The 26,808-nt window shown below is 28.4% G+C and carries 24 protein-coding genes, 1 tRNA gene and 1 pseudogene; 2 read left to right on the top strand and 24 right to left on the bottom strand.

Annotated features, from left to right (window positions below):
- From ACQZHJ_RS04905 to ACQZHJ_RS04795, 23 genes and pseudogenes are all read right to left on the bottom strand, one after another.
- Complete coding sequence (locus ACQZHJ_RS04905; RefSeq protein ID WP_430484419.1) at window positions 1-891, bottom strand: ABC transporter ATP-binding protein; 891 nt, start codon at window positions 889-891, stop codon at window positions 1-3.
- A 315-nt stretch (window positions 892-1,206) separates the two neighbouring features.
- Complete coding sequence (locus tag ACQZHJ_RS04900) at window positions 1,207-1,689, bottom strand: thioredoxin family protein (RefSeq protein ID WP_430484418.1); 483 nt, start codon at window positions 1,687-1,689, stop codon at window positions 1,207-1,209.
- Between the two features lie 21 nt (window positions 1,690-1,710).
- A pseudogene (locus ACQZHJ_RS04895) lies at window positions 1,711-1,860 on the bottom strand (GNAT family N-acetyltransferase); the annotation flags it as partial.
- Between the two features lie 21 nt (window positions 1,861-1,881).
- Window positions 1,882-2,739 carry a permease prefix domain 1-containing protein gene (locus ACQZHJ_RS04890; RefSeq protein WP_430484417.1) on the bottom strand — a complete coding sequence of 286 codons (858 nt, stop codon included), beginning with the start codon at window positions 2,737-2,739 and terminating at the stop codon, window positions 1,882-1,884.
- Entirely contained in the window at window positions 2,726-3,073 is a 348-nt protein-coding gene (locus ACQZHJ_RS04885; protein ID WP_430484416.1) for a PadR family transcriptional regulator, read from the bottom strand. The genes ACQZHJ_RS04890 and ACQZHJ_RS04885 overlap by 14 nt, the downstream gene beginning before the upstream one ends.
- A gap of 247 nt (window positions 3,074-3,320) precedes the next feature.
- On the bottom strand, window positions 3,321-3,836 hold the full coding sequence (locus ACQZHJ_RS04880; protein WP_430484415.1) for a hypothetical protein: 516 nt from the start codon (window positions 3,834-3,836) through the stop codon (window positions 3,321-3,323).
- Window positions 3,837-3,856: 20 nt separating this feature from the next.
- On the bottom strand, window positions 3,857-4,705 hold the full coding sequence (locus ACQZHJ_RS04875) for a prephenate dehydrogenase (RefSeq protein WP_430484414.1): 849 nt from the start codon (window positions 4,703-4,705) through the stop codon (window positions 3,857-3,859).
- 273 nt (window positions 4,706-4,978) lie between these two features.
- Window positions 4,979-5,308: a hypothetical protein gene (locus tag ACQZHJ_RS04870; RefSeq protein ID WP_430484413.1), complete on the bottom strand. Its 330-nt coding sequence runs from the start codon at window positions 5,306-5,308 to the stop codon at window positions 4,979-4,981.
- On the bottom strand, window positions 5,305-5,607 hold the full coding sequence (locus ACQZHJ_RS04865; protein ID WP_430484412.1) for a DUF2089 family protein: 303 nt from the start codon (window positions 5,605-5,607) through the stop codon (window positions 5,305-5,307). The genes ACQZHJ_RS04870 and ACQZHJ_RS04865 overlap by 4 nt, the downstream gene beginning before the upstream one ends.
- A gap of 197 nt (window positions 5,608-5,804) precedes the next feature.
- Complete coding sequence (locus tag ACQZHJ_RS04860; RefSeq protein ID WP_430484411.1) at window positions 5,805-6,026, bottom strand: hypothetical protein; 222 nt, start codon at window positions 6,024-6,026, stop codon at window positions 5,805-5,807.
- 20 nt (window positions 6,027-6,046) lie between these two features.
- Window positions 6,047-6,481 (bottom strand): type II 3-dehydroquinate dehydratase, encoded by a 435-nt coding sequence (gene aroQ, locus ACQZHJ_RS04855; RefSeq protein ID WP_430484410.1) that lies wholly within the window; start codon window positions 6,479-6,481, stop codon window positions 6,047-6,049.
- Between the two features lie 460 nt (window positions 6,482-6,941).
- Window positions 6,942-7,451, bottom strand: a complete 510-nt coding sequence (locus ACQZHJ_RS04850) for a shikimate kinase (protein WP_430484409.1) — start codon at window positions 7,449-7,451, stop codon at window positions 6,942-6,944.
- A gap of 155 nt (window positions 7,452-7,606) precedes the next feature.
- Window positions 7,607-8,425 carry a shikimate dehydrogenase gene (aroE, locus tag ACQZHJ_RS04845; protein ID WP_430484408.1) on the bottom strand — a complete coding sequence of 273 codons (819 nt, stop codon included), beginning with the start codon at window positions 8,423-8,425 and terminating at the stop codon, window positions 7,607-7,609.
- A gap of 218 nt (window positions 8,426-8,643) precedes the next feature.
- Entirely contained in the window at window positions 8,644-9,765 is a 1,122-nt protein-coding gene (locus ACQZHJ_RS04840) for a chorismate mutase (RefSeq protein WP_430484407.1), read from the bottom strand.
- A 278-nt stretch (window positions 9,766-10,043) separates the two neighbouring features.
- A complete protein-coding gene (gene aroC, locus ACQZHJ_RS04835) occupies window positions 10,044-11,120 on the bottom strand; it encodes a chorismate synthase (RefSeq protein ID WP_430486864.1) in 1,077 nt (358 codons plus the stop codon).
- A gap of 322 nt (window positions 11,121-11,442) precedes the next feature.
- Window positions 11,443-12,759, bottom strand: a complete 1,317-nt coding sequence (aroA, locus tag ACQZHJ_RS04830; protein WP_430484406.1) for a 3-phosphoshikimate 1-carboxyvinyltransferase — start codon at window positions 12,757-12,759, stop codon at window positions 11,443-11,445.
- Window positions 12,760-12,772: 13 nt separating this feature from the next.
- Window positions 12,773-13,825, bottom strand: coding sequence for a 3-dehydroquinate synthase (gene aroB / locus ACQZHJ_RS04825; protein ID WP_430484405.1), 1,053 nt, complete (start codon window positions 13,823-13,825; stop codon window positions 12,773-12,775).
- A 46-nt stretch (window positions 13,826-13,871) separates the two neighbouring features.
- The gene (locus ACQZHJ_RS04820; protein WP_430484404.1) at window positions 13,872-14,360 is read right to left on the bottom strand and encodes a hypothetical protein; all 489 of its coding nucleotides are present in this window, start codon (window positions 14,358-14,360) and stop codon (window positions 13,872-13,874) included.
- Between the two features lie 70 nt (window positions 14,361-14,430).
- On the bottom strand, window positions 14,431-15,444 hold the full coding sequence (gene aroF, locus ACQZHJ_RS04815; RefSeq protein WP_430484403.1) for a 3-deoxy-7-phosphoheptulonate synthase: 1,014 nt from the start codon (window positions 15,442-15,444) through the stop codon (window positions 14,431-14,433).
- A gap of 779 nt (window positions 15,445-16,223) precedes the next feature.
- Window positions 16,224-21,281, bottom strand: a complete 5,058-nt coding sequence (locus ACQZHJ_RS04810) for an endo-alpha-N-acetylgalactosaminidase family protein (RefSeq protein WP_430484402.1) — start codon at window positions 21,279-21,281, stop codon at window positions 16,224-16,226.
- A 180-nt stretch (window positions 21,282-21,461) separates the two neighbouring features.
- Entirely contained in the window at window positions 21,462-22,352 is an 891-nt protein-coding gene (locus ACQZHJ_RS04805; protein WP_430484401.1) for a potassium channel family protein, read from the bottom strand.
- Between the two features lie 257 nt (window positions 22,353-22,609).
- The gene (fsa, locus tag ACQZHJ_RS04800; protein WP_430484400.1) at window positions 22,610-23,257 is read right to left on the bottom strand and encodes a fructose-6-phosphate aldolase; all 648 of its coding nucleotides are present in this window, start codon (window positions 23,255-23,257) and stop codon (window positions 22,610-22,612) included.
- A gap of 435 nt (window positions 23,258-23,692) precedes the next feature.
- On the bottom strand, window positions 23,693-24,235 hold the full coding sequence (locus ACQZHJ_RS04795; protein WP_430484399.1) for an NADH peroxidase: 543 nt from the start codon (window positions 24,233-24,235) through the stop codon (window positions 23,693-23,695).
- Window positions 24,236-24,699: 464 nt separating this feature from the next.
- Here ACQZHJ_RS04795 and ACQZHJ_RS04790 point away from each other — a divergent pair, with 464 nt between their 5' ends.
- Window positions 24,700-25,596: a hypothetical protein gene (locus tag ACQZHJ_RS04790; RefSeq protein ID WP_430484398.1), complete on the top strand. Its 897-nt coding sequence runs from the start codon at window positions 24,700-24,702 to the stop codon at window positions 25,594-25,596.
- A gap of 196 nt (window positions 25,597-25,792) precedes the next feature.
- Here ACQZHJ_RS04790 and ACQZHJ_RS04785 read toward each other — a convergent pair whose 3' ends face one another.
- Complete coding sequence (locus ACQZHJ_RS04785; RefSeq protein WP_430484397.1) at window positions 25,793-26,155, bottom strand: YccF domain-containing protein; 363 nt, start codon at window positions 26,153-26,155, stop codon at window positions 25,793-25,795.
- 350 nt (window positions 26,156-26,505) lie between these two features.
- Here ACQZHJ_RS04785 and ACQZHJ_RS04780 point away from each other — a divergent pair.
- Window positions 26,506-26,594: transfer RNA gene (locus ACQZHJ_RS04780), tRNA-Leu, on the top strand.
- The last annotated feature ends 214 nt before the right edge of the window (window positions 26,595-26,808 follow it).

Here is a 26,808-nt window from a genome sequence, read left to right as displayed (position 1 = left end):
TTAATCACCTAACCTTTCTATGAAGATATCATTTAAAGAAGGTCTTTCAAAATAGAAACCTCTTATATCCATATTTGAATTAGTGATTTTTCTTAAAAGTTCCTTTGCTCTTTCTAAATCTTTAAGATTTATTCTATAACAACCTTTTTTAAATTCTACTGGAACAAATCCCTCTCTAGTTAAGAATTCCTTAACCTCAATTTCTCCTTCAACAACAAGTCCCTTAATTCCATAATCCTCTTTTATCTTATTAAGATTTCCTTGAAGTATAGTCTCACCTTTCTTAAGCATTATGATATCATCACAAAACTCCTCAACATCAGCCATTCTATGACTACTAAATATTAATGTCTTTCCTTCTGATAATAACTCTCTTATAACAGTTTTAAAAAGCTCAACATTTACTGGATCTAATCCACTAAATGGCTCATCAAGAATTATTACTTCTGGATTATGCATGACTGCTACTATAAGTTGTATTTTTTGTTTATTACCTTTTGATAAAGTTTCTACTTTTTTATTCAAATACTCACTTATTTCAAATTTTTCAAGCCAATACTCTATTTTATTTAAAGCATCTTTTTTCTTCATTCCATAAAGAGCTGCAAAATAAAGGAGCTGATTTTTAACAGTGTACTTAAGATATAATCCTCTTTCCTCTGGTAAATATCCAAAAGCATTATCATCAAAACTTAGCTTTTTATTATCCACTAAAACTTTACCTGTATCACTTGGCAAAATTCCTAATAATAATCTTATGGCAGTAGTTTTACCAGCACCATTTCTCCCTAATAAACCTAAAGCATTTCCTTTCTCAATGGTAAAGCTTAAATTTTGTAAAGCCTTAACATCTCCAAAGGTCTTGCTTATCCCTTGAGCTTCAACTCGCATGTGTGAAGTCCTCCTTTATATATCAAAAATATTAAATTTTACATTATTAAAATGATACCATTTTTTAGCTAATTTTGAAATATAAGAATATCTTAAAAAAGTCTTAATTAATCTTAAAGTTTTTTATTTTGGTAACTATCCTTTTAATTTAAGTCTATATTTTAATTGTCGGTAGTTTCTAATTGTATAAATAAACGTTTATCTTGAATAATATTATAGAAAAGGTCTATATCAAAATAACTTAATAATAAAACTTACAAATATATTGTTTTGAAATTTTATTATTAAGTTTTGACACAGACCTCTTTTAAAATATTAAATTAATATATTGAATATTTCTTCTTCTATAGCGCTATCATACTCATTACTTCTTAGATTATTCACTATATTTTCTTTTTTCTCTAGATTGTTATTTATTTTTTCATCTACCACTTTAGGAAATTCTATATACATTCTTGTTACTTTTCCATCTTCAATTCTAAGTATTGACGGAACCCTCTTGGCTCCAGTTAATTCTTCTAAAAGTTCTTCATTACCTTCTCTATGCCAAAATCTAATATTTATATTCTTATTTTTCTCAGTTAACTTAATTAAAAATGGTATGGCTGAAGCAGCATCTTTACATCTAGTTATAGAAAAAACAGCTATATCAACTTCCTCATTTATTTTATTTATTTCTTTGATATTTTCTTCATTAACATTTACTCTATTAAAGAATTCAGCTATCATTTTCTTATCTTCTTCTGTTCCTGTTTTTAAGTATTCTTCATAAGTTAATCCACTTTTCATATCTAGCATAATTTCACCTCATACATATGTTTATCTTATTTTATCTATATTAACACATCTAAATCCAGTATTTTCATAAAGTCTTAAGGCTTTTTCATTCCACTTTGCAACATGTAACTTAATTGGATTAATATTATTTTTCTGCATTTTACTTATTGCATAAAATAATAATTCCTTACCATAGCCTTCTCCCTACCTCTATTATTTTCTTCTTACTCTTAAATGGTTATATAAAAAATACCCAAACAATACTCCAAGTACACTTACAAACCAATAATCTATACCAAAATAAATTGAATGAATTGATATTACTCCAAAACTCAATAGAAATTGTACTATTGGAACTATGCAATAAATCAATGAACCTAATACTATACAAGTCAATATATTATTAAATTTTCCTTTTATAAAAGCTGGATAAAAACCTAATGGCATAAATAAAACTAACCTTATTAATAAGTTCTTAATAATAAATAACGGTGTTATACCTCTACTCATCAATTCTATAAAACCTTTAAATGGTATTAAATCAATTTGAAAATTAATATACGATGTTTCTCCAAAATTTAAAGGAAACATATACCATCCTATTAATAATATAATATAATTAGAAAATAAAAATTTATAAAATTCTTTTTTCCAACTTATGTTGTAATTAATTCCTTTAGCTTTATAAAAAATTAAAATTCCACCACGAATTACAATATACATAGGTATAGATATCATAGCTAATGCAAGTATATTTATCATATCAAATCTCATTACTGATAGATGTATTAAAAATGCTATTAATATTATCATAGAAATTCCTACCGTACACATTAAAGGTTTCATACCTTTCTCCACTACAGTTTCTAAATCTCCTCTAATTTCTTTAACATCTCCAAATCTCTCTAAAGCAATTTTAATACTTTCCTCTTCACTATAACCTTCCAGTTTTAATTCCTCTACAGATTCCTTTAGATGCTCCTTCATAGCTTCTTTAAATTCTTTATTTTCTTTTGAAATTACATCAACATGTTTATATAAAGAATCAATATAGTTATCAATTTCTCTCATTTTGCTTTCCCCCTAAAAAAACATCCATAATACTTTTTAAAAATTTCCACTCACTTTTCTTTTCATCAAAATATTCAATTCCCTCTTCTGTAATCTTAAAATATTTTCTTCTTCCACCACCACTTTTACAATCTCCCCAGTATGAGCTCACTAAATTAGATTTTTCAAGTCGTTTTAAAACTACATACAAAGTTCCTTCTTTAATTTCAAAAGCTTCTTTGCTATTCTCCCTTATCAACTTAGAAATCTCATATCCATATAAATCTTTATCTTGTAAAAGTGATAATATTATACTTTCAATATGACCTTTTATAATCTCTTTATTCAATTCCAATATTATCCCTCCTTAGGATAATTATACCATAAAGTACTCTATTGTATAGAGTACTTTATAAAATAGAATTAAGCTTATTTAATTAAATAACCCCATCTTTAAATTAATATTAAATATAGCTCTAAATTAAAAAGCTATATCAAGAAATTTTCATAAAACTTACAAAATGAATTCTAGTAAATATATTTATAATCTACTAAACACATTTATAAGTTTTATAATTTAATCTCGATATAGCTCTTAATATTTAACTATTAAATTGTTCTACCTTCAAGCTTTTTTCTAACTTTCTAAGAGTTATTTGATGAAGATAATATCTATACATATGACCTATTTCTAAATCATTATATTTCTTTAATTCATCAATGATACTTTGGTTATTTCCATTGAAAAGTAATCCTAATGAATACTTTAAATAGACATTACAGTAAACCTCATAATATATAAATTCATACTTATATCTTTCTTCACTGTAATCATACTTAGGATCATTACATAAATACTTGGCTTCCTCTCTAAGGTTCTCCCAGTTTTTTACGAATGTATCATAATCCTTAGGAAATTTCTCCTCCCTAAAGACTTCTTGCAATTTTTTCTCAGCTAAATCTTTAAGACATTTTAAATGCCTTACTTCTCCATGAAGGTTATCGCTTACTGACATTCTAAACTTTAAAGATTCTTTTAGATTTCCTTGTATTTGGTCATCCGTTGTAGCCAAAATTTGCTTAACTATTCTCTGTAAGTTTTCTACTCTCTCTTCCATAATCCAATTCCCCTTTTACACTATTCTAAATTCTCTCTTTTTTCAGTTGAACTCTTAAACAAATTTTTTAATGTTTCAGAATCATCACAGCATAAGGACCTTTTTATCTTTTCTAGTTCAACCTGAAAACTCTCAATTCTATTTATTAAATTTTCTTTATTCCCTAAAAACAATTGACTCCATAACTCTTCATTTATCTTTGCTATTCTTGTTAACTCCCTATAGCTATCCCCTATAAATTCCCCTGTATTAACATCTAAGTTGTCACTATTAACTAAGGATACTGCTATAGCATGGGGTAACTGACTTGTAAAAGAAATTATTTTATCATGTTCCTTTGGACTTATTTTTTTGATTCTAGAGAACCCCATTTTTAAAGCTAGTTCTTCTATTAACTTTATATTTTCCTCACAATTATTTTTTACAGGAGTTATTATAAAGTTAGCCTTTTTAAAAACTTCTGAAGAAGCATAGTCTAAGCCTTTTTTCTCTCTTCCTGCCATAGGATGTGAAAATACAAAATCAATATTTAATGGTAATATATCCATTACTTCACTAATGAAACTTTCTTTTATTCCAGTAACATCAGTAATTACTAGAGTAGCTTTAAATGATTCCCTATAATATTCTATAAAATTTATTATGCTATCTGGATAAATGCATAAAATAAGTAAATCTGTTTTCTCAATTACCCCTATTGATTCCTCAGATTTAAATAACGCTCCCTCTTTTATAAGACCTTGTTTTTTAGCTCTTTCTAAGTACTCTTGGTTTATATCAATTCCACAAACATCATACTCTGCCTTACCTTTTAAAGCTAAAGCATATGATCCTCCAATAACACCTAGTCCAACTATTGTTATATTCATATAATCCCCTTGCAAATCTAATATAATTAATATTAAATTATAGCAAGGTTTCACCCCCTAAATATTGCTTATAAAAACTAATTTGCAAATTGTAAAACCTAAATAAGTCGATAAAATTATCTTTTTAACCCCATGAAAACTTTATCATTCTTATAATATAATCATACCTTTTTTATACTTATTTTTCCTTTTATTTCTATTAATTAAATGTAAATTTATTCTAAATATAACTATATTCTACAAACCACAATCTTATTTATTTAATTCTCTAAACTATAGATCTTGAATATTCATTTTATCAACTTTATTTTTATTAAACTTAATATATCTACATATAAAATATATTCCTAGTAAAATAAAGGTTGAAATGTTTGAATATATAAAAGACATTCCTATAGTTATTATCATTTCAGATACATTAGCACCTATCATAAAAAAATTAGCTATCATTAATAATGAAAAACTAAAAGTTATTCCTGGAATTATAAGTCCTAAATATTTATTTTTTCTAGTTGAAAGATATATTTGTAATATAACTCCACCAAATAATTGCACTAATATTAAAATTGGTCCAATTAATGTAACAATTGATACAGTACTCACTTCTTCTCCTCCTCAATCCTTCTATATTCTGTAATTAAAACCTTCGCAGTATCAAAATCTATTTTTTCTTTCAAAGCTAATTGCTTTATTAATGAAATATATGGCTCATCTAATGAGTTTTCATTTATATTTATTTTTTGAATTAATTTATCTAAGCGTAATCTAACAGTAGGATAAGTAACTCCATATAAATTAGCAATCTCTTTCAAGGAGCCAGATGATAATATAAACTTCTTTATAAAATTTATATCCTCTTCATCCAATCCTTCCAGCCACTTAGGTATTCTTTCCAATAACAAACACCTCCTTCTATTATTTCCCAATATATTTATATGCTTTAGTAAAATTAAATATTACTTTATCTTTTACTTTAATAATAATCAAGTTAGCTTTAAATTTATTAAAGTTAACTTGATTATTAAATTAAGACATAAAAATAAAAGGAAAGTAAAAATACTTTCCTTCTTAATCTTTTTGATACTTCTTAAAACCTATATCAACTTTCTTTTATCTTATCATTACTTTTAAATGGATTATCAATAAACAACAATATTCCAAATGCTAATATCGCAATAAAAGTAAAAATTTGAGTCATTATTATTCCTTCATCACTATAAATATATTTACCAATAATCAACATAAAAAAATCACTTATTGGAAAAGTCAATACTGGGCTTAGTAAAACTATTATTGCCCCAAAAATCCTATTATTTTTCATATTTCCCCCTTAAAAATTCTCTATTCTAAATGATTAATCAATGCATTTAGTCCCATAATATACCCATATTCTCCAAATCCACTAATCTGTCCTATACAAGCCGGTGCAGTAACTGACTTATGTCTAAATTCTTCTCTCTTGTGAATATTGCTTAGATGAACTTCTACAGTTGGAATCTCAACACCTTTTAAAGCATCATAAATTGCTATGCTATAGTGAGTGTAAGCTCCTGGATTAATAATAATTCCATCATACTTTTCAAAGTATGCATTATGAATAAAGTTAATTATTTCTCCCTCAATATTACTTTGGAAGCAATCGACTTCTATTCCTAACTTATTTCCCTCTTCTTCTATATAATTTATAACATCATTGAAATCCTTTGATCCGTATATATTCTTTTCCCTAATCCCTAAAAGGTTCAAATTAGGTCCATTTATAACCATTATCTTCATAACACTCTTAGTTAAACATTCAAATACCATCCTTTAAATAGCATTTAAATACTTACTAAAGTTCACATCCTTCCTATACTTAAATCCATCTCAAACTTTAATTAAAGATTTTTAACTAGTGTTAATTTTAGATAGAACTGTAAGACCATCTTAATAAGCAATTTAGAGTTTCATTGAATATGGAAGAATAATATCGTTAATATTTTTAATATGAAGCACATTTTCTCTACGTTCAAATGTATAAGTTCAAGATACCAAATTAAAAATTTGAACTTTCACTTAACCAACGGGAGTTCTTCGCTTTAGATATTATTCTGGAATATTCAACTCTAATAGGAAGCACCTTCTCATGTCCATTCGAAGGTATAAGTTCAGAATACAAAATTAAAAATTTTGATTTTCACTTAAAATTAAGTAGGTCTGAAGGGCTATTTAAAATTAACACTAATAATAAAACTTATTAATTATTATTTTCAGCTAATTTATTTATTTCATTTACTATCTCTTTCACAGTATCTTCAAGAGATCCATCATTGATAACTTCTATATCACAATATTTCTTATATAAATCTATTCTTTCTCTATATAAATTTGTAAGTCTTTCCTTACCAGCCCATAAAAGTGGTCTTGTTTCTGTATCTATATCTTCTATTATTAAGTCTAGTGGTCTATTTATAAATACTGTTATGAACTCTTCAAAATTGCTCATATTCTCTTCTCTTGTTATTATTCCACCACCTGAAGATATTACAACATTACTTAATCCAGATAAAAGTTCACAACTTTTGCTTTCTAAATCTCTAAAAACAACTTCTCCCTGAGCAAAAATTTCATTTATCTCTTTTCCTGTACTCTTCTCTATAAATTTGTCTATATCTACAAAATTCATCCCTATTGCCTTTGCAAGAACTCCTCCTATCGTTGTTTTTCCTGATCCAGGCATTCCTATTAAAAGTACTCCTTTTTTCATATCCTAAATTCCCCTTTTCTAATGTTTTTCTTACCCTTCTTATAACATAATTCTTCTTATAATTAATTTATATCATACTAAAATAGATTAATGTTAAAATTAACATTTTCTTATATAAATCTTATCAAAACTTACAAATTTTTAAATGGTTATATTTATTGAAATCTGCTCTTTAAGTCATTATATATTTTTTCCTCAGTTAATTTATCAACAGTTATTCCATTCCATATTTCTTCAGCTTTTACTCCTTGTCCTACCAACATAAACAATCCATCTACAATTTTTAATCCAAGCTCTTTAGAAACTCTTAAAAACTTAGTTTCTAATGGATTATAAACTATATCAATAGCTACCTTAAACTTCTCTATTACATTTCTAGACACAGCAATTGTATCTACTTTAGGATACATTCCACAAGGTGTTGTATTTACTATGGCAAACTCATTATGAATATTATTTAACTCTTCATAACCCATAAACTCTATATTAAAACTTTTAAACCTTCTAGAAGCCTTTTCCTTATCTCTAGAAACCAAAACTATTTTGCTAGCATTATTATCCTCTAAATATTTTAAAACACTTCTAGCTGCTCCCCCTGCTCCAAGAACAAAGAAACTATTTCCACGGACCTCTACATTTTTTCTAACTAGCATCTTGCCAAATCCATAATAATCAGTATTATACCCATAAGACTTTCCCTCTTTAATAAGTATTGTATTTACAGCTCCAATACTCCTAGCTTCTTCTGATATAAAATCTAACTGTTCCATAACAGTTTCTTTATATGGAATAGTAACATTACATCCTGTTACTCCTAAACTTTTTAAACTATCTACTATATTATGTTTATATTCCTGCTTTACGGAAAAAAGATTGTATAATCCTTTTATTTTATTATCTTCAAAAACTTTATTGTGTATTTCTGGCGAAAGACTATGTCCTAGTTTTTCTCCTATAAGACCAAAAATCTTCATAACATTTTACCTACCTAAATTTATACTCCATAATTTTTTCATAATTATATGATTTACTTAACTTGCAAAACTTATAAATTAATTGACCTAAATAATCTTTTAACATCCCCTGTCAAAAGATTAATTACGATTTTAAGTTTTATTGTTTAAATATCCAAAACCAAATACACAAGTTCATGTGAGACACTTAGTTACCCTACTAAGTGTCTTTTCATTTACTAAATTGTATCTCTTTTATAGCATCCTAAAATTCTATAATCACTTATGGAATCTCTCAATTCACTTAATATATCTTTAATCGGCTCATCTTTTATGTTTCCATCTATATCAATATAAAAAAGATAACTAAATGTTCCATCACCAATCGGTCTTGACTCTATCTTTCTCATATTAATCTTATTATCTGAGAATATCTTAAGCTTATCATAAAGAGAACCCACAGTATTAGGAAGTGAAAAACTTAAAGTCATCTTATCACAAAGCTCATTGCTTTCTAACTCTCTCCCTATAATAATGAATCTAGTGTAATTTTCTTTAATATTATTTATTGAAGCTTTTAAAACCTCTAAATCATAAATTTTACTAGCTCTCTTACTACCTATAGCAGCTTTACTTTTATCATTTTCATCACTAACATATTTAGCACTTATAGCAGTATTATAATAAGGAATCTTCTTACATTCTTTCATATCCTTTAAAAATTCACTGCTCTGCTCAAATCCTTGTAAATGTGAATATATCTCTTTAATATCTTCAACCTTAGCCCCTTTAACACCGAGCAAGTTATGCTCTATTCTTAAGTTTTTCTCTCCTACAATATGAAATCCAAACTTATTTAACAAATCATAAATATCAGTTATTGAACCAGTTGAAGAATTCTCTATGGGTAATATCCCATAGTCTATATTTCTAAACTTTAATGCTTCAAAAACATCTTCAAACTCATCAAAATTGAATGTTTCATAGCTTTCTCCAAAGTACTCAATTAAAGCCTCTTCACTAAAAGACCCCTTTTCTCCTTGAAATCCTATCTTTATCTCGCTACCCTTACTAAGTGGAATCTCCGTCATTCCAATCTTATCTTGCTGATACTCCTTGCTTATATCCATCAAGGCATGAAGCATTTCCTCAGCATAAGGTAAAAGCTCTTTGTTATCAATTCTTTTTAAATTTTTCTCTATAACTTGATTCTCTCTATCTTTATGAAAAATAGGCATGTTTCTCTCTTTCTTATACTGAGCAACACCTAAAACAACATTCATTCTTTCCTCAAAAAGCTTCATAAGTTCCTTATCAATTTCATCAATCCTGTTTCTACACTGAATTAACCTATCACTCACGACTTCACCTCTACTACTATATTATTTTCATCATAGCATTAACCTTAATAATTATTTTAAAGTAGTGATAATTTCTAGATATAGATGAAAGACCATCTTAATGAGCATTTAGAGTTTCATTGTTTATGGAAGAATAATAGCGTTAAGAGGCTTTTTCTGTTCGACGCGTAGCTAGTTTAAAAGCCTTAGCTATTATTCTGTAATAAACAATAGAAACTCTCTGCGAAATTAAGTTAGGTCTAAAGATATAGCTAGAAATTATCACTTATTAAAATAACCTAATAATTTAATAACTCTAAAACTGAAAGTGCTGCAATAGATTCTATAACTACTAAAGCTCTTTGAACTATACATGGGTCATGTCTTCCTGTTACACTTAAAGTTTCATTTTCCATTGTACTTATATTTACAGTCCTCTGTTCCTTTGAAATTGAAGGTGTTGGTTTAATAACAACTCTGAATATTACAGGCATACCATTAGAAATACCTCCTGTTATCCCTCCATTATTATTTGAATAAGTTTTGATTTTTTTCTCTTCTATGAAATATTCATCATTAGCCTCTGAGCCTTTCATATTCGCAAAATCAAAACCTACTCCAAATTCAATTCCTTTAACTGCCGGCACTGAAAAAGCTAGATGTGCTATATTACTCTCTAAAGAATCAAAAAATGGATTCCCAACTCCTGCTTTTAATCCAATTATCCCACACTCAACTATTCCTCCAATAGAATCGCCTTCCATTCTATATGAAGTTATTTCTTCCTTAACAGCATCTATCTTTTCTGAATCTATTAAAGGTAATTCTTTTTCAAGTAAACTTACTAAGTCCTCTTTATTTAAAGTTAATGAATCAAAAGATGAATCCTTAACTTTACCTACTTGCTTAATATGAGATCCTACAAAAATTCCTTTTTCTTTTAATACTTCCTTTGCTAATGCTCCTGCAAAGACCAAAGGTGCAGTTATCCTTCCTGAGAAGTGTCCACCCCCTCTATAATCATTAAAGCCATTATATCTAACGTACCCTGGAAAATCTGCATGTCCAGGTCTCATTACATCCTTTATCTTAGAGTAGTCTCTTGATCTCTTATCAGTATTTCTAATTATCATAGAAATAGGTGCCCCTGTAGTTATTCCATTGAAAATACCACTTAATATTTCTGGCTTATCTCCCTCTTTTCTTTGAGTAGATAAACTATTTCTACCTGGAGCTCTTCTCTCCATATCCTTCTCTATGTTCTCCATATTAATAGTTATTCCTGGTTCTATCCCATCAATAACAATACCAATACCTTCCCCATGAGACTCTCCAAATATAGATAACTTAATCTTGTTACCCCATACTCCACCCATTAGTGTGCTACTAGAGTTTCTCAAACTCTAATAACTCCCTCCTTTCAAAAATAAATTTGTTATTTCACCTTAATCTACATTCGTCGCAATATACTATTTATAATTTTTTAAGATTGGCTTTATTTTAAAACAGTGTTGATTTCTAGATATAGCTGAAAGACCATCTTAATGAGCATTAGAGTTTCATTGTATATGGAAGATTAATAGCGTTAAAAAGCGAAGCTGTTTGACCGAAGGGAGTTCTTCGCTTTAGCTATTATTCTGGAATATACAATAGAAACTCTTTGCGAAATTAAGTTAGGTCTGAAGATATAGCTAGAAATTAACACCTGCTTAAAATACCACCCAGCTTTTTAAAATCTTCCCAAAATCCTGGGTATGATTTTGATACACAGTCTGGTTCTTCTAATATTACGTCACCAGTACATCTAGTTGAAGCTATAGCTAAACTCATAGCTATTCTATGATCCTTATGGCTATAGACTTCTCCACCATTTAATTCCTTAACACCATTTATAATGAGACCGTCTTCTAATTCTGTTATATTTGCTCCTAGTTTATTAAGTTCTGTACAAATAGCATTTAACCTATCACATTCCTTAATTCTAAGTCTTTCTCCGTTGATAACTTTAGTTTCTCCTTCACTTAAAGCAGCTACCACAGTTAATACAGGTATTATATCCGGACATTGAGAAGCATCTATCTCTGTACCATTTAAATTTTCACTAGCTATTCTTAATGTTTTATCATTTATATCTTTATGCCCATTTATCACTTGCTTTTTACTTACTTCCTTTTTTATTAAATTACATCCCATTCTTTCTAGAATCTCAATACATTCCTTATCACCTTGATAAGAATCCAGTTCTAAATCAAGACACTCTACTTTATTTCCTAAAGCTCCTGCTGAAAAATAAAAAGCCGCCTGTGAATAATCTCCTTCAACCTTATAATTCATAGGCTTATATTCTTGATTCCCTTTTATAATAAATTCTTTGTAATTATTATTTTTAATATTAACTCCAAACTTTTCAATCATATCTAAAGTTAAGTCAATATATCCTTTCGACTCCATCTCAGTAGTTATTATTATCTTAGAATCCTCTTTTAATAAAGGAAGTGTAAATAATAAACCACTTATAAATTGAGAACTTATATTTCCTTTAATCTTAAACTCTCCGCCTCTTAAAGCACCATTAATTCTTAAATCAAGTTCTCCTTCTTTATAAAAGTACTCAATATTTTGCTCATTAAATATATTATAATAAGTATTTAATGGTCTTTTTCCAAGATTTCCTCTTCCAATAAAATTAACCTTATTTTCTTCCACTAAAGATATTGGAACTAGGAATCTTAAAGTTGAACCTGACTCATTACAATCTATAATTTTTTCATTACTGTTTCTAAAAATATTTTCTCCATTTATAATTAGTTTATCTTTTTCCACTTTAATATTTGATCCCATAGATTTCATACCCTCTATAGTTGCAATAATGTCATCTGAAAAATCTATATTAGTAATAATACTTTCTCCCTTGCTTAAAGAGGCACAAATAATAGCTCTATGTGCCATACTCTTTGACGGAGGTATCTTAACACTTCCCTCTAACTTACTAGGAGTTATCCTAACTTTCTTCACCTTCACCACTCCCTTACTTGAAAAACTCTACTGTTGTGCTATGTATGTAGCTTTCTCCAATATCATTTAGAAGTATAACTTTTAAATCTCCATTTAGATTTTTTTTATCTAATTTTATAGCATCTTCTGCTAAAGTCTTATCTTCAAGATTAACTTCTATTCCTAATCCGTATTTCTTCAACAAATTAGCAATCCTATTGGCAGTTCCTTTTTTAGTTAATCCTTTTTCTTCTGATATTTCTGTTATCATGTTCATTCCTATTGCAACAGCTTCCCCATGAGAATATGTTTCATAGTTATAAATTTGTTCTATAGCATGACCTAAAGTATGACCAAAGTTTAGAACCATTCTTTCTCCTAAATCCCTTTCGTCATTTTCTACAACTTCTCTTTTTATATCGCAACATTCATATATAATGTCACCTATATTTTCTTTTAAATCTTCTTTGTTCTCAAAGCTCTCTAACTTCTCAAATAACTTTTTGCTTTTTATACAACCATATTTTATAACTTCTCCAAGTCCATCATTAAAGAACTTCTCTGGAAGAGTTCCTAAGATATTTGGATCTATTAAAACTAGTTTTGGATGATAGAAACTTCCCACTAGATTTTTTCCTCTTTCTAAATCAACGGCAACCTTTCCTCCAACACTTGAATCAACCTGTGCTAATAATGATGTAGGTATTTGTATAAAGTCTACTCCTCTTAAAAAAGTTGATGCTACAAATCCTGCTAAGTCTCCAACAACACCTCCACCAAAAGCAATTATCAAATCACTTCTTGTTAGTTTAAAGTCTAAAAGCTCATCATATATTCTAGGCAATGTATCAAATGACTTACTCTTCTCTCCAGGAGTGACAGAAATAACTTTTACCTCTAACCCCTCATTTTCTAAGTGGCTTTTCATAAAGCTTCCATATATATCATTTAAATTATCATCAGTTATTACAGCTACTTTTTTCCCATCAAATACAGTCTTTATGTATTCTCCAAAGTAGTCTTTTAAATCCTTTTGAATAACTATATCATAACTTTTTTCATCTAAATTAACTCTTAAAACTTTCATAACATATATTTAGCAAGAACATCTTACTAAACTTGCCTCCTCTCACCTAATTATTTTCAGAATAACACTCTGTATCTAGCCAATTCTCCCAAAACCAACTATCCTTCTCATTAATTTTATTTAAAGTTCTCATTTTTTCTTTTTCCAACTCTTGTCCTTCAAGTTCATCCATAATAGATGCAAACTCACTTACTATTTTTAATGACTCAATAAAGTTCAAAAAACTACTTGAAATCTTAATTTCATTCCATTCATCTTCTCCATGCATAGCTGTAAAAACAGGATAGTCATAATTGCTACAATCAATAAATATTGGATCTCCAATCAAGTCTTCATAACCTATAACAAGCCACTCAGCCTTCCAATCTCCAGCTTCTTTTCCAACAAGAGATTCACCCTCTGGTGTAATGCTATATCCTACTTGAGCTTTTTCAATTTCATCACTATTAAATAAATAAATACCTTGTAAATCTATAGAAACATATTCTGGTTCAATTTTATTTCTAAGTTCTTTATATCTTTTTATGTCCTGCATTAAACTCTCCTTTAAAATAAATTAAGGGACTATATCAAAATACTTTTTAATACACTCCCTTAATCAAATCTTATAGTTCTCTGCCAACAGCCGTTGCTATAGCTCTTAAGTCCTCTAAAAGCTTACCATATTCCTCTGGCTTAACTGATTGCTGACCGTCGCATAAAGCATTTGCCGGGTCATTATGAACCTCTATAATTAATCCATCTGCACCTACTGCTATAGCTGCTTTTGATAATGGTTCAACCATCCAAGCTTTACCTGCTGCATGACTTGGATCAACAATTACTGGTAGATGACTTAACTTCTTAATAGCTGGTATTGCACTTAAATCTAAAGTGTTTCTTGTGTATGTTTCAAATGTTCTTATTCCTCTCTCACAAAGAATAACATTCTCATTTCCACCAGCCATTATATATTCCGCTGACATTATTAACTCTTCTATTGTAGCTGATAAACCTCTCTTTAAAAGGATTGGTTTATTAATCTTTCCTAGCTCTTTTAACAAATCAAAGTTTTGCATATTTCTTGCTCCAACTTGAATAACATCAACATCTTCAGCAAACTTCTCTATCATGCTTGTTGACATTATTTCAGTAACTATTGGAAGACCTGTTTTAGCCTTAGCCTTTTTTAATAACTCTAAACCTTCAAGTTCAAGTCCTTGGAAACTATATGGTGAAGTTCTTGGCTTAAATGCTCCTCCTCTTAAGAAGCCAGCACCTAACTCCTTAACCTCTTTAGCAATCTCTGTTATCTGCTCCTCTGTTTCAACAGAACAGGGCCCTGCTATTAAAGCTATTTTCTTTCCACCAATCTTATTACCTAGTACATCTACTATTGTATTATCAGGATGGAATAATCTATTTGCCTTTTTGAAAGGCTCTTGAACATGCATTATTCTCTCAACATTCTTGTTTGCTTCTAGCTTAGATGGGTCTATTTTGCTCGTATCCCCTACTAGACCAACTACACACATTTCTTTTCCAGAAATCCTCTGAGCCTCAACTCCAAGTGATTCAATTTTGTTTATCAATTTAGTAATCTCCTCTTCCTTTGTTCTTGGCTTTAAAATAACTATCATAAATTCGCCCTCCTTTATTTTAACCTTTTTATATAAAATAGTCTAAGTCTTAAAAACGAACTATAAAAAAACCTCAAAGATATAAATCCCAATAACTCTATTAAATAAAAAATAGAACCCATTTTAATGAGTTCTATCCAATAAATTATAATATGATATTCCTATAATATTATTATCTATTATGCTGTTATGAAAACCCATTAGTTAAAAGATTATGATTTTTTTCGTACACAAAATATCCAGCGCTAAAAAAATAAAAGCCCCAGCTAGAGTAAAAGCTATAAAATTGTGCTATTAATCCTCTTACTAATAAATTTAGCATAACATCCTCCTTCAGGATTTATTTAAACAGTCCATTTAAATCATTTTTAAGCTTATTATACACTCTGTAAATTCAAAGTCAATAATATAAAATTTTTTTAATTTTTAATTTCATCATATGTTGTTATAAAAATATAGTTCCAAAAATTTAATCCTTAACATAATATATATTATATAAAGTATAATTTAATTAAGCTTCTAATTTACACTTAATCATTTTTATAAAAATCTCTATTTTAAAATATCTTACTCAAAAAAGTTGAAATTATTCTCTTCTTATAAAAATTATCCTTATATATCATATAAAATTTGAAATAAATTCTCAATATAAATCTCCAAGAATAATTCCTTAAATTCATTAAAATTAAAGGATTGTATGAAATTATTAAACTCTAGGCTTAAATTTCATACAATCCTTATTTTTTTACTTCAATCTAATCATTAATTTATATTATATACTATCTTTCAGTTCTAACTGTAATGGATTCCTTAGTTGAAAGTTCTCCATTAGAGTACTTAGCTGCAACTTTGAAGTTGTAAATAGTATGTCTGCTTAATCCACTAAATTTAAACTCAGTTTCATCAGCACTTATCTCTTTAACTTTCTTACCATCTTTATATAAAACATAACCTTCTAATCCGTAAGTTGTTTCTGGTGCTTCCCAACTTACTGATACAGATTTTTTAGCTTTATCAGTAACCTCAAAGTTTCTTACTGGATTAACTATAATCTCTTCTTCAACTTGTGGATTACCAACTTTAACTCTTACTGTGTTTGAAGCTAATTGATTGCCATCTACAGTAACATAAGCAGTAACATCAACAAATGCTTCAGCAACAGCTGTCATCATTCCATTTTCAATAGTTAAAGCTTCTGGTTTTGAAACCTTATATTCAACTTGAGCCTCTTCTAAATTAACTGATGCACCATTATTCATTAACGCATTTAATCCAAATGGAACACTTTGTCCAACTTCTAAATCATGCTCTACTGTATTTAAATTTACACTAGCTAATTCTGGTGATTCTATTGATTCGTCTATTTCTTTAACATAGATGTTATCTAATATTACTTCTTTAAATCCTTGTCCTTTATCTAAAGTTAAATAGTAATCTCCATCAAAATCTCCAGTTGTAAATTTATGAGTTACTGATTCAGTGTTAGTATAAACACCCTCTCCGTAATTAGCACCTGTAGCATCTAAAGGAATACTTACTACACTTTCTCCACTTCTTGTTTTAATATTAACTGTATATCCTGGAGTAGCGTCGGCTAATGAATATAGGAATCCTAATTCATAAGTTTTGTTTGGTTCTAATTGGAATGATGAAACATCAGTAGTTAACATTTCACCTATTTCATTTGGTTGTTGGTTAGATTTTAATGAAAATCTTCCATCAAGTACCCAGTTCATTCTTTGATTAGCATCTATAGATATATCTTTTTCTGCTAAATGAGATCTATTTGAATGTCCTCTACCAGGAGCTAAATAGAATGGTGAAATACCTTCGTCTACGTTTTCAAAATCTTCGTAGAATACATATCCATCTCTATTAGTCTTACCTGGATGATCCCAAATTCTAAAGTCATCAACTATTACAACTGATTCCTCTGAACCTTCTGAAACATTTAAATAAACATCAGCTGAATCCACGCCTTTAGGTACAGTAAATTCTACTTCCATTCTTACGAAAGTATCATCTATATATTTAACACCTTCTCCTTGTCTTCTCTTACCACCACTTGTTATAACATTAGTAACCTCTTCGCCACCAACATTAACTCCTAGTGTAACTTCTCTATTGTTATCATTCTTAACCCAAGCAGATACTGAATAAGTTACGCCTTCTTCTAATCCACTTATACTTTGAGAAACTTTAGCGTCTGCACCATTATTTCCACTTACTTTAAGAACATCATTACCCATTCTCTTTTGAACTTTTTCATTTTCAACAGTTATATGATCTGTATTTTCAGCACTTGACTCTTTGCTCCACTTATCAAAACTTTGTGAGTCAAATCCTGGATCAGCAATTTCTGAACCATATCCCCAATCATCTATTCTAGTTTCTTCAGCTAAAGTTTTAGTTACTATATATGGAGTATCTTGCTTAACTTCTAAAGTAACCTTTCCATCTACAACTGGTACTTCCTTAACTAAAGTTCTTCCTAAATCTGATAACTCATATAAATAAACCTTATCATCTGAAGTCCATCCTTCTGGTAAAGTCCATTCTGAAGTAGTTCCCAATGGATTCCAGTGATAAATCTTTTCACTATTTACTTCGTCGATTGGATTCCAAGGTAAAAATAATTGAGTATCACCTATACCAGTGCTTCCAATTGAAGATTCTGGAGTTGTAGCTACTAATCTACCATCTCTATAGTAGTTTATATTCGCACCCTCTCTAATTGATTTAACTCCATTTTCAAATAATACTTCATTATCACTCATCTTAACTATTGGGAAGTGTTGTAAATACTTAGTTGGTAAAACTTGATTATAGAATACTTCTGTACCAAAAGTTCCTTCTATATCATGTCTAGTTCCCCATCCACCTGATAATAAGTGTTTATTACCTTTAACTAACGGATCAGCTAAGAATGAATCTTGAGTATCATTTTTCATGAATCTCATTATTTTACTTGCATTACCTTTGTTCGGATATGCAGGGTCTCCTCCCCAGTGAGTCCAAGGAACATGTTGCTCTAATGGTCCATTCATTTCTGTTGCAATCATTATTCCATATTCATTTATCTTTTCTCCTAATTGGTGAGCATTCCATCCATTTCCTGTATAAACGTCAACGTAAATCCATCCTAATTCTGGGGCATCTTCCATTAACATATCTAATCTTCTGAATAATTCACCAGTCATGATATCTTCTCTTTGATTTACATAATAAGCTTGGTCTAACCAACCCCATCCTGGTGCATTTTCATTAACTAATTCTGTAGGATATTCAAAAGCATCCATTACATACTCTGTAGCATTTATATGAACACCAATCTCAGCATTATACTTCTTACCTTCTTCTATTAAAGTGTTAAAATCTTCTTTACCACCTTGTCTCATACCAATATGTCCGCCGTAATCTGGATGTGAGTCATCATGACCTTCTCCTTGATATCCTTTATGAAGAACTAATTGTCCAAATCCATCAGTGTAATTTGAAAGTTTCTTTATAGTATCTAATGATCTTAAGAATGGATTTTGAGTATATCCAATGTTGAAATCAATATATGACATTTGATTTTTTATGTCATCTCCACCAACAGGTATCTTCATATTTTCTCTATATTGAATAGCACCATCTTGCCAATCAACTTGTCCATCTTCATTTTCATCTCTAGCGATGATTACTTCTGACCATGGCATTTCACCTTGATATAACTTACTTCCTTGCTCTGTTGTATCTTGAAGAACCTCTTTGTAAGTCCAAGTACCATTTGATATTCCAACCCTCTTATAGTTAGTATTATCTTGCATAACATCATTTTCAGTTGTTAATGCAATTCTGTTTCCACCTTCAATAGTGTTGTTATTTATAGTAACTGCAAACTTATCATCATTTATAAATGCATAAGTTTTTCCTTTTACTCCTGGTTTTAAATCTGCAACATCTGAAAAATCTTCACTTATATTGTTCCAGTCTCCAGTTGTTAATACAGATGCAGTCTTTCCATTATCTAAGCTAGTTACTGAAGCTAAACTATGATTTGGGAAGTTTAAAGTTTGAAGTTTAACTTCACCTTCTTGAATATCAGTAACTTCCATTCTTAATTTATTTCCATTAACACTCATCTTTAAAGTTATTGTCATTCCAATATCTTCAAAGTTTAATGTATATATACCTTCATTGTTTGTAAATTCACTTGTTACTTTTGGAATTCTCTTTTCTCCATTTATTTCAACAAGATATTGAGCTTCTAAATCATCAACATAAGCTCCTTTTAAAACATCCTCAGTTCCCTTCCACTCATATCTAATAACTGTTGGGAATCTGTTGTCTAAAACAACTTTCATATCATCTGATTCTATTACTTGCTCTTCTATTGGGCCTACTTCAGGTGCCATTAAGCCCCCTAACTCCTCAACAACAACATTATCTAAAGTAACATTTTTATTTCCATACCAACCTGTTAATCCTATTTTTCCTTTAACATCTGGTAAATTAGATACTGCAACTTGTCCTATTTTTTCTCCATCAACCCACATAGTAATATTTGTATCTTCTACTTTAAGCTTAATTCTATAAGTTTTACCTGGCTCTGGTGTAAATGAACCTGGGAATGAACCATATTTTCCATCTCCAGTTTTCCATACCCAAGAACCAGCATCATAACATACTGCTCCCCACTCAGATTCTGATACATATCTGAATAATAGTCCTATTCTTCCTCCATCATTACTAACAGAAAAATCTGTTTCGTAAGTAAAGTTTTTAACATCCGGAGAATTCATATCTACAGCTGTAGCAACACCATTCATAGGTACTGTAATAGTTCCATTTTCAACTACTGGCTCTCCACTACCTTTTATCAATTGCCAATCTCCACTAGTCTCTTCTGTTTCAAAATCAGCCTCATAAAATGCTAAGTCTGAACTTACAGTTACATTAGCTATAGCTTTTATATCTGTACCTTCAACTCTTCCTTCAACTTGGAAACTTCCTGGTTTTGAATAGCTTTCCTTAGAAATATAATTCCATGCAACTTCTTTTATACTAGACATTCCAGTTTCATGATTTACAGTAACTGTAGATGGTAACTGTGGTCTAACTCTTGGATAAGTCTCTACATTCACCTCATTTATTGAAACTATAGGTCCCTTATCAACTACCATAGGTGAATATTTTATATAATCAACCTTAGTAGTTTTAGATCCACCCCAGCCTCTGTAACCAACCTTTCCTGGTTGTACTGGTACTATATCTGATTCTTTATCATATATTTTCTCAAATTCGCTACCATTAACTGAAACATTAACAGTTATATGCTTTTCTACAAAAGAAGCTTTAACAGTTACTTCATCTCCAACCTCTAATTTTGGTCCTGATATATCTTCCCATTGATTTTTATTTTCTATAACCCAACCTGTTCCAGAATTGTAGTTTATCATTCCATAATTTGAAGCATTAGCTCTAAAGATTATTCCTGTTTGAGGACCACCAGCTATAAATTTAGCCTCTAACTCACCATTTTTTATATCAGGTGATTGATCCTCCATAATTCTATAATCTCCATTGTTAGTTACAGATAAAAATCCATCTGCTACACTAGCACTACCATTTCCAGCTAATGTTGTCCAAGTAATACCTTCCGGTCTATCATAGTTTTGTATGTATGGATCTACATCCTCATCACTATGATTCAATACTTCAACAGACTCATTCTTAACTTCATTTCCAGCATCATTAGCCGGAGTTGCTAAAGCTGAAATCGGTAATTGACCAATTATAACTGCTGCAGCAATTATAGCAGCAATTTTTTTGTTCATGCATTTTCTACCCATGTGTCTATTTCCCCCTTAATTTATTCAAGTGTATATATAATCACATTTAAATGTTTACATAAACTATTGTAGCTTTATTTGTAAATTTATCCCATGCACTTTTTCTACTTAATTATGTAATTTATTTACAGAATATTTTTTTATCATTAAATATTAATTTAATATATAAAAAAGAGTTATCTAATTATCAGATAACTCCTCTTTATGCGATAAAATACTACTTAAAAATACACTTATACAAACAACACTTGTTATAGAAATAAGTATAGAAACTAATTTAGCTAAAAATATATTTGGCAGTATATCACCATATCCAATTGTAGTAAATGTAATCATAGTATAATAAAACAAATCGAACTTTCCATTTGCATTTAAATATGCATTAATACTTGTTCCATTTACTAAGCACACCATTAAATATAGATTTAAAATAATCATAAATAATATAAGCATTGAAGCAACTATTATCCGCTTAAATAAGTGCTCATCACTTTCTTTATCTTTAATATTAATAGGATTAAACATTAAATTTATTAATGTTTTCATATTAAGACAATAACAAATTACCATACCTAATAATCCTATAAATGTATTTTCCCTAAATGCATCTGGAAACACGAACAGAACTGCTAAATATGAACTTATTAAAAAATAACTTATTAAAAAGTCAATTTTCAAATCTTTATTTTCAACTTTTATTATGAAACCTTGAATTTTCAAACTAACATAAAGTATGTATCCTATAGCATAATGAACTATTATAAATGAAACTAAAACTATCATTACTTTTAATCCCATTTCTAAAAACTCATTCCCAAAGTTTATTATTATATGCCTTATTACACCTGTATATATTGTTATAAATGAAGTAAACTCACCAACACAAATTAATATTATTTGTATTACTCTATATAAAATTGATTTTTCAAAAAAAATATTTTTATAGGCAGCATTTATTCCCCTTACAAGATTTAATATAGCTCTAAAAAAAGTTTTTTCTCTCTTTCTTCCTCTTACACTTAAAACTATTAAACTAATAAATGTAACTAATAATATTATAAACTCTCCCATTATGACCTCCTCTTATATTTAGATAAAACTTTTAATAAGCCCTAAAATAATTTATTATTAATTTAAATTATAACTTTTATTTATCAAATAAACCAAATAATTTATTATTATTCTACTCACAATAAATTATTTTTTTCAAATTAAAAAGTCTATTCTTAAAGAATAGACTTTTTATTAAGGGTTAATTGTGATTTATAATATATATTTTATAATGTAATATTTAGTATTAATAATCTTCTATATGCAATAGTTCAATATTATTTATTGAAAGCTTTATTATAATCTTCTATGAATTTCTTCATTCCAGCATCAGTTAATGGATGTTTAATCATTTGAACTATAACATTGTAAGGTATAGTTGCAATATGAGATCCAGCCATAGCTGAGTCTAAAACATGCATTGGATTTCTAACACTTGCAGATATTATTTCAGTATCTATTCCATGTAAAGCAAACATTTCTGCTATTTGAGATACTATTTCTATTCCAGGATTTCCTATATCATCTAATCTTCCTAAGAATGGGCTTACAAATGAAGCTCCTGCTCTAGCTGCTAATAAAGCTTGTAATGGTGAGAATATTAATGTTACATTTGTTCTTATTCCATCTTTAGCTAATATTTTTACAGCTTTTAAGCCTTCTTCACACATAGGTATTTTTATAACTATGTTTTTATGTATTTTAGCTAGTTCTCTACCTTCTCTAACCATTTCATCGCACTCTAAAGCCATAACTTCAGCACTTATAGGTCCGTCAACTATGCCACATATTTCTTCTATAACTTCTTTTATGTCTCTACCTTCTCTAGCTATTAATGATGGGTTAGTAGTTACTCCACATATAACCCCTAATTCGCTAGCTTTTCTTATATCTTCTACATTGGCAGTATCGATAAATATTTTCATTTCATATCTCCTTTTCACTACTTTAAAAATATTAATTTAAATTCCATACTTTTCTTCTAATCGTTTCCACAAATAGATATTAACATTCACTTTAAAATTATTCAATATTTTTCTTAATTATTTACAATTTATTAATTTATTTTTATCAAATAATATGTTATAATATAATATTTTAACTATTCAATATATACTATTATCTCATTAGTCTATATCTATAGTAATCATTTTCACAAAAAGTATACACAAATAATCTAATTAATCTTCATATATTTTTTCTGTGTTTTTATATAGAAGATATACTCACTTCGTAAAATTAAGTTAAACCTAAAAATATAATTAGAAATAAATAATAGCCTGAAATATGTACTTATATAAAATAATATAAAAAAAGCTGTTTAGGAATTTAAACTCCTAAACAGCTTGTCTTATTTAATCTTATTTGAAATGTCTTGTTAATAATCCTTCAAAAGCTCTTCCATGTCTAGCTTCATCTTTACACATTTCATGAACTGTGTCATGGATTGCATCTAAGTTTAATGCTTTAGCTAAAGTAGCTAAATCTTTTTTACCTTGGCATGCACCTTGTTCTGCATTTACTCTTGCTTCTAAGTTAGCTTTTGTATCAGCTTCTAGTACTTCACCTAACATTTCAGCAAATTTAGCAGCGTGTTCTGCTTCTTCGAATGCTATTCTTTTATATGCTTCTGCAACTTCTGGGAATCCTTCTCTATCAGCTTGTCTTGACATAGCTAAGTACATTCCTACTTCTGTACACTCTCCAGTAAAGTTAGCTTGTAATCCTTCTATTATTCTTTCATCTACACCTTTAGCAACTCCAACTCTGTGTTCATCAGCAAAAGCTAATTCTCCACTTTGTTCAACGAATTTATCAGAACCTGCTCCGCAGATTGGGCATTTTTCTGGTGCTTTTTCTCCTTCATAAACATATCCACAAATTGTACAAACAAATTTTTTCATAATAAACCTCCAAAATTATATAAAAATTAGATTTATTATAGATTATTAAGAAAACTATCTTTAAATCTCTTTCTTTATAATCTATAATTATAAATTTTTATAGTATATTTTTTGTTAATTTTTTCTTAACTCTATAATTATTATAAAATAATTATTCTTAGTTATCAATAGATTTTAGTTAATTTATCCTTTTTTATAAGAAATGACAATTTCAACTTTATTTATAGCTAATTATAATCAATTAATTTATAATTTTAGAAGTGAAACCCTTTTTATTTTATAACTTTAATTTTTTTCTTATTACTTTTAAGAAATAGTATAAGATAATAATGTAATGTTATTTTGATTTTATAGTGAAATTAACACTTTATACTCACTATTCATATATTAATTTACAATCAATAACCTAAATATACTTGGCAATCTGATTCCATTTAAATGTATAAACTCGAAAGGAGCAAATTATGACCAAAAGCAAAAAAATATCTCTTTTGTTTTTAGCCAGCACTATTTTCTTCTCAACTATTTTATTTCCATCAACATTCAAATCTAGTGCAAAAGAACTTATAACTAAAAAATTATCTAGATCTCAGAGAACTTATCAAAATCAAGAAATAATTAAAGGGATTTTTTCTTGGTCAAGCTCTCAAACACTTGAAACTAATAGAGAAGATACCTACCATTGGGTAGATAAATTACAAATCAATGAAATATATCAAAGTGGCTTATTTAGAATTTCTACTGAAGAAAGAGTAAAATTCATAAGTGACTTAAAAAACAATAAAGATGTAGATGTCTATGAACTTACTGGTGATCCAAGTTATTTTAATGATATTAGTAATTATAAAAGAAAAATAGATTTAGTTAAGAATCATAATAATTCTGTTCCAGATGATGCTAAACTTAAAGGAATTGTTTTTGATGTTGAACCTTGGGTCTTAGGCGATGGTAATTGGCCCCAAGAAGAATATGCCGCTACTATTAAAGAAGCCTATACTTATGCTAAATCATGCAATATAAATTTAGTTATTGTAATTCCTTTTTGGTTAGATAAAAACATCTCTAAAATAGTTATTAAAAATTCAGATAAGACCATAGTCATGAATTACAATATAACTGCACCTGTTAAATTTATGAAAGAAGAAATAAATTGGGCTAAAAAATATAATAAACCGATATCAACTGCTGCCGAAACTCAAGCAAATTCATCTGAACATGGTGTTGATGATAAAACAACTTATTATTATGTAGGTGTTAATAGACTTATTGAAGATTGGAAATCCATAAGTTCAACTTATAATTATGATAAACTTGAATTCTCTCTTCATAATTTTGATAGTGTTAAAAATTTTATAAATTAGAACTTTGAACTTTCATTTTAAACTATTTTTTTGAATAAATAATAGAAACTATAAAAAATTAAGTATATTTTAATGGTTGTCTAAAGTTAACACTAACTTCAAAGAGCTTAATAAAAAATAACCCATAAAGGAGATTTACTCTATAAATTAGATTAAAATCTCCTTTATTGGTTATTGATATTTTTAATGTTCTAAATTATACTACTTTCTTACCAAAAGGCATAAGTGATAATTTAGCTAATTTTAATGATTGTATTGCAAATGGAATCCCTACTATAGTAATAGCAAAAATTGCTGCACTTATTAAGTTTCCTATAGCTAATGTAAATCCACCAAATATTAACCATAATATATTAAGTATTAAATGACCTGCTCCATCATCTACAGTTACTACATCTTTTCCAAAAGGCGCGAATTGTAATCCTGCTAATTTAAAACATTGAAGTCCTACTGGTATTCCAACTATTGTTATACACCATATACATCCCCAGAATAACCATCCTAATGCGTTGAAGAATCCTCCAAATATCATCCAAAGTAAATTTCCTAAACAACTCAAGGTATTACCCCCTTTCAAAATTTCTTTACTTTATTATATATTAAATCGATTATTTTGTTTTTGATTTTAAATAATATTTCTTTGCTTAATCCACGTAAAAAATTCTAGTAATCTTTCTAAAATAAATAAGTAAAAAAATATAAAATAAATCTAAAACTCAATAAATCATATTTAATTGTTTAAAGCAACTTATGCATAACTAATTATTATGCTAAATTATAGCATAAATACTCTATTTTTTAATAAATAAATCTTTCTTTTAATATAAATAATTTTTTTTAAAAAAATTTTAAAAAATATGTTGACATTTATCTTTAATATATATATAATAAATATTGTCAACAGGACATGCCGAAGTGGCGGAACTGGCAGACGCACAGGACTTAAAATCCTGCGGTGCTAACACACCGTACCGGTTCGATTCCGGTCTTCGGCACCAAAAACACTTAAACTTAGTTTAAGTGTTTTTTTATTGTTTATAAAATAAAAAAGTCCAAACACAAAAGCTCTATTAGAGTTATTTAATTTATTAGATATAGAATATATAAACTAAATTACACTGCTTTTAGTTTTTTCTATATCTAATATAAATTTTTTTTCTAATAAAGCCTTTATAAATATTTTATTCTATTTTAAATCCCCAAAACTATTCT

The sequence above is a fragment of the Clostridium sp. B9 genome, assembly GCF_050509515.1.
GTDB lineage: Bacteria > Bacillota > Clostridia > Clostridiales > Clostridiaceae > Sarcina.
This window is presented reverse-complemented; position numbering and strand designations above follow the sequence as displayed.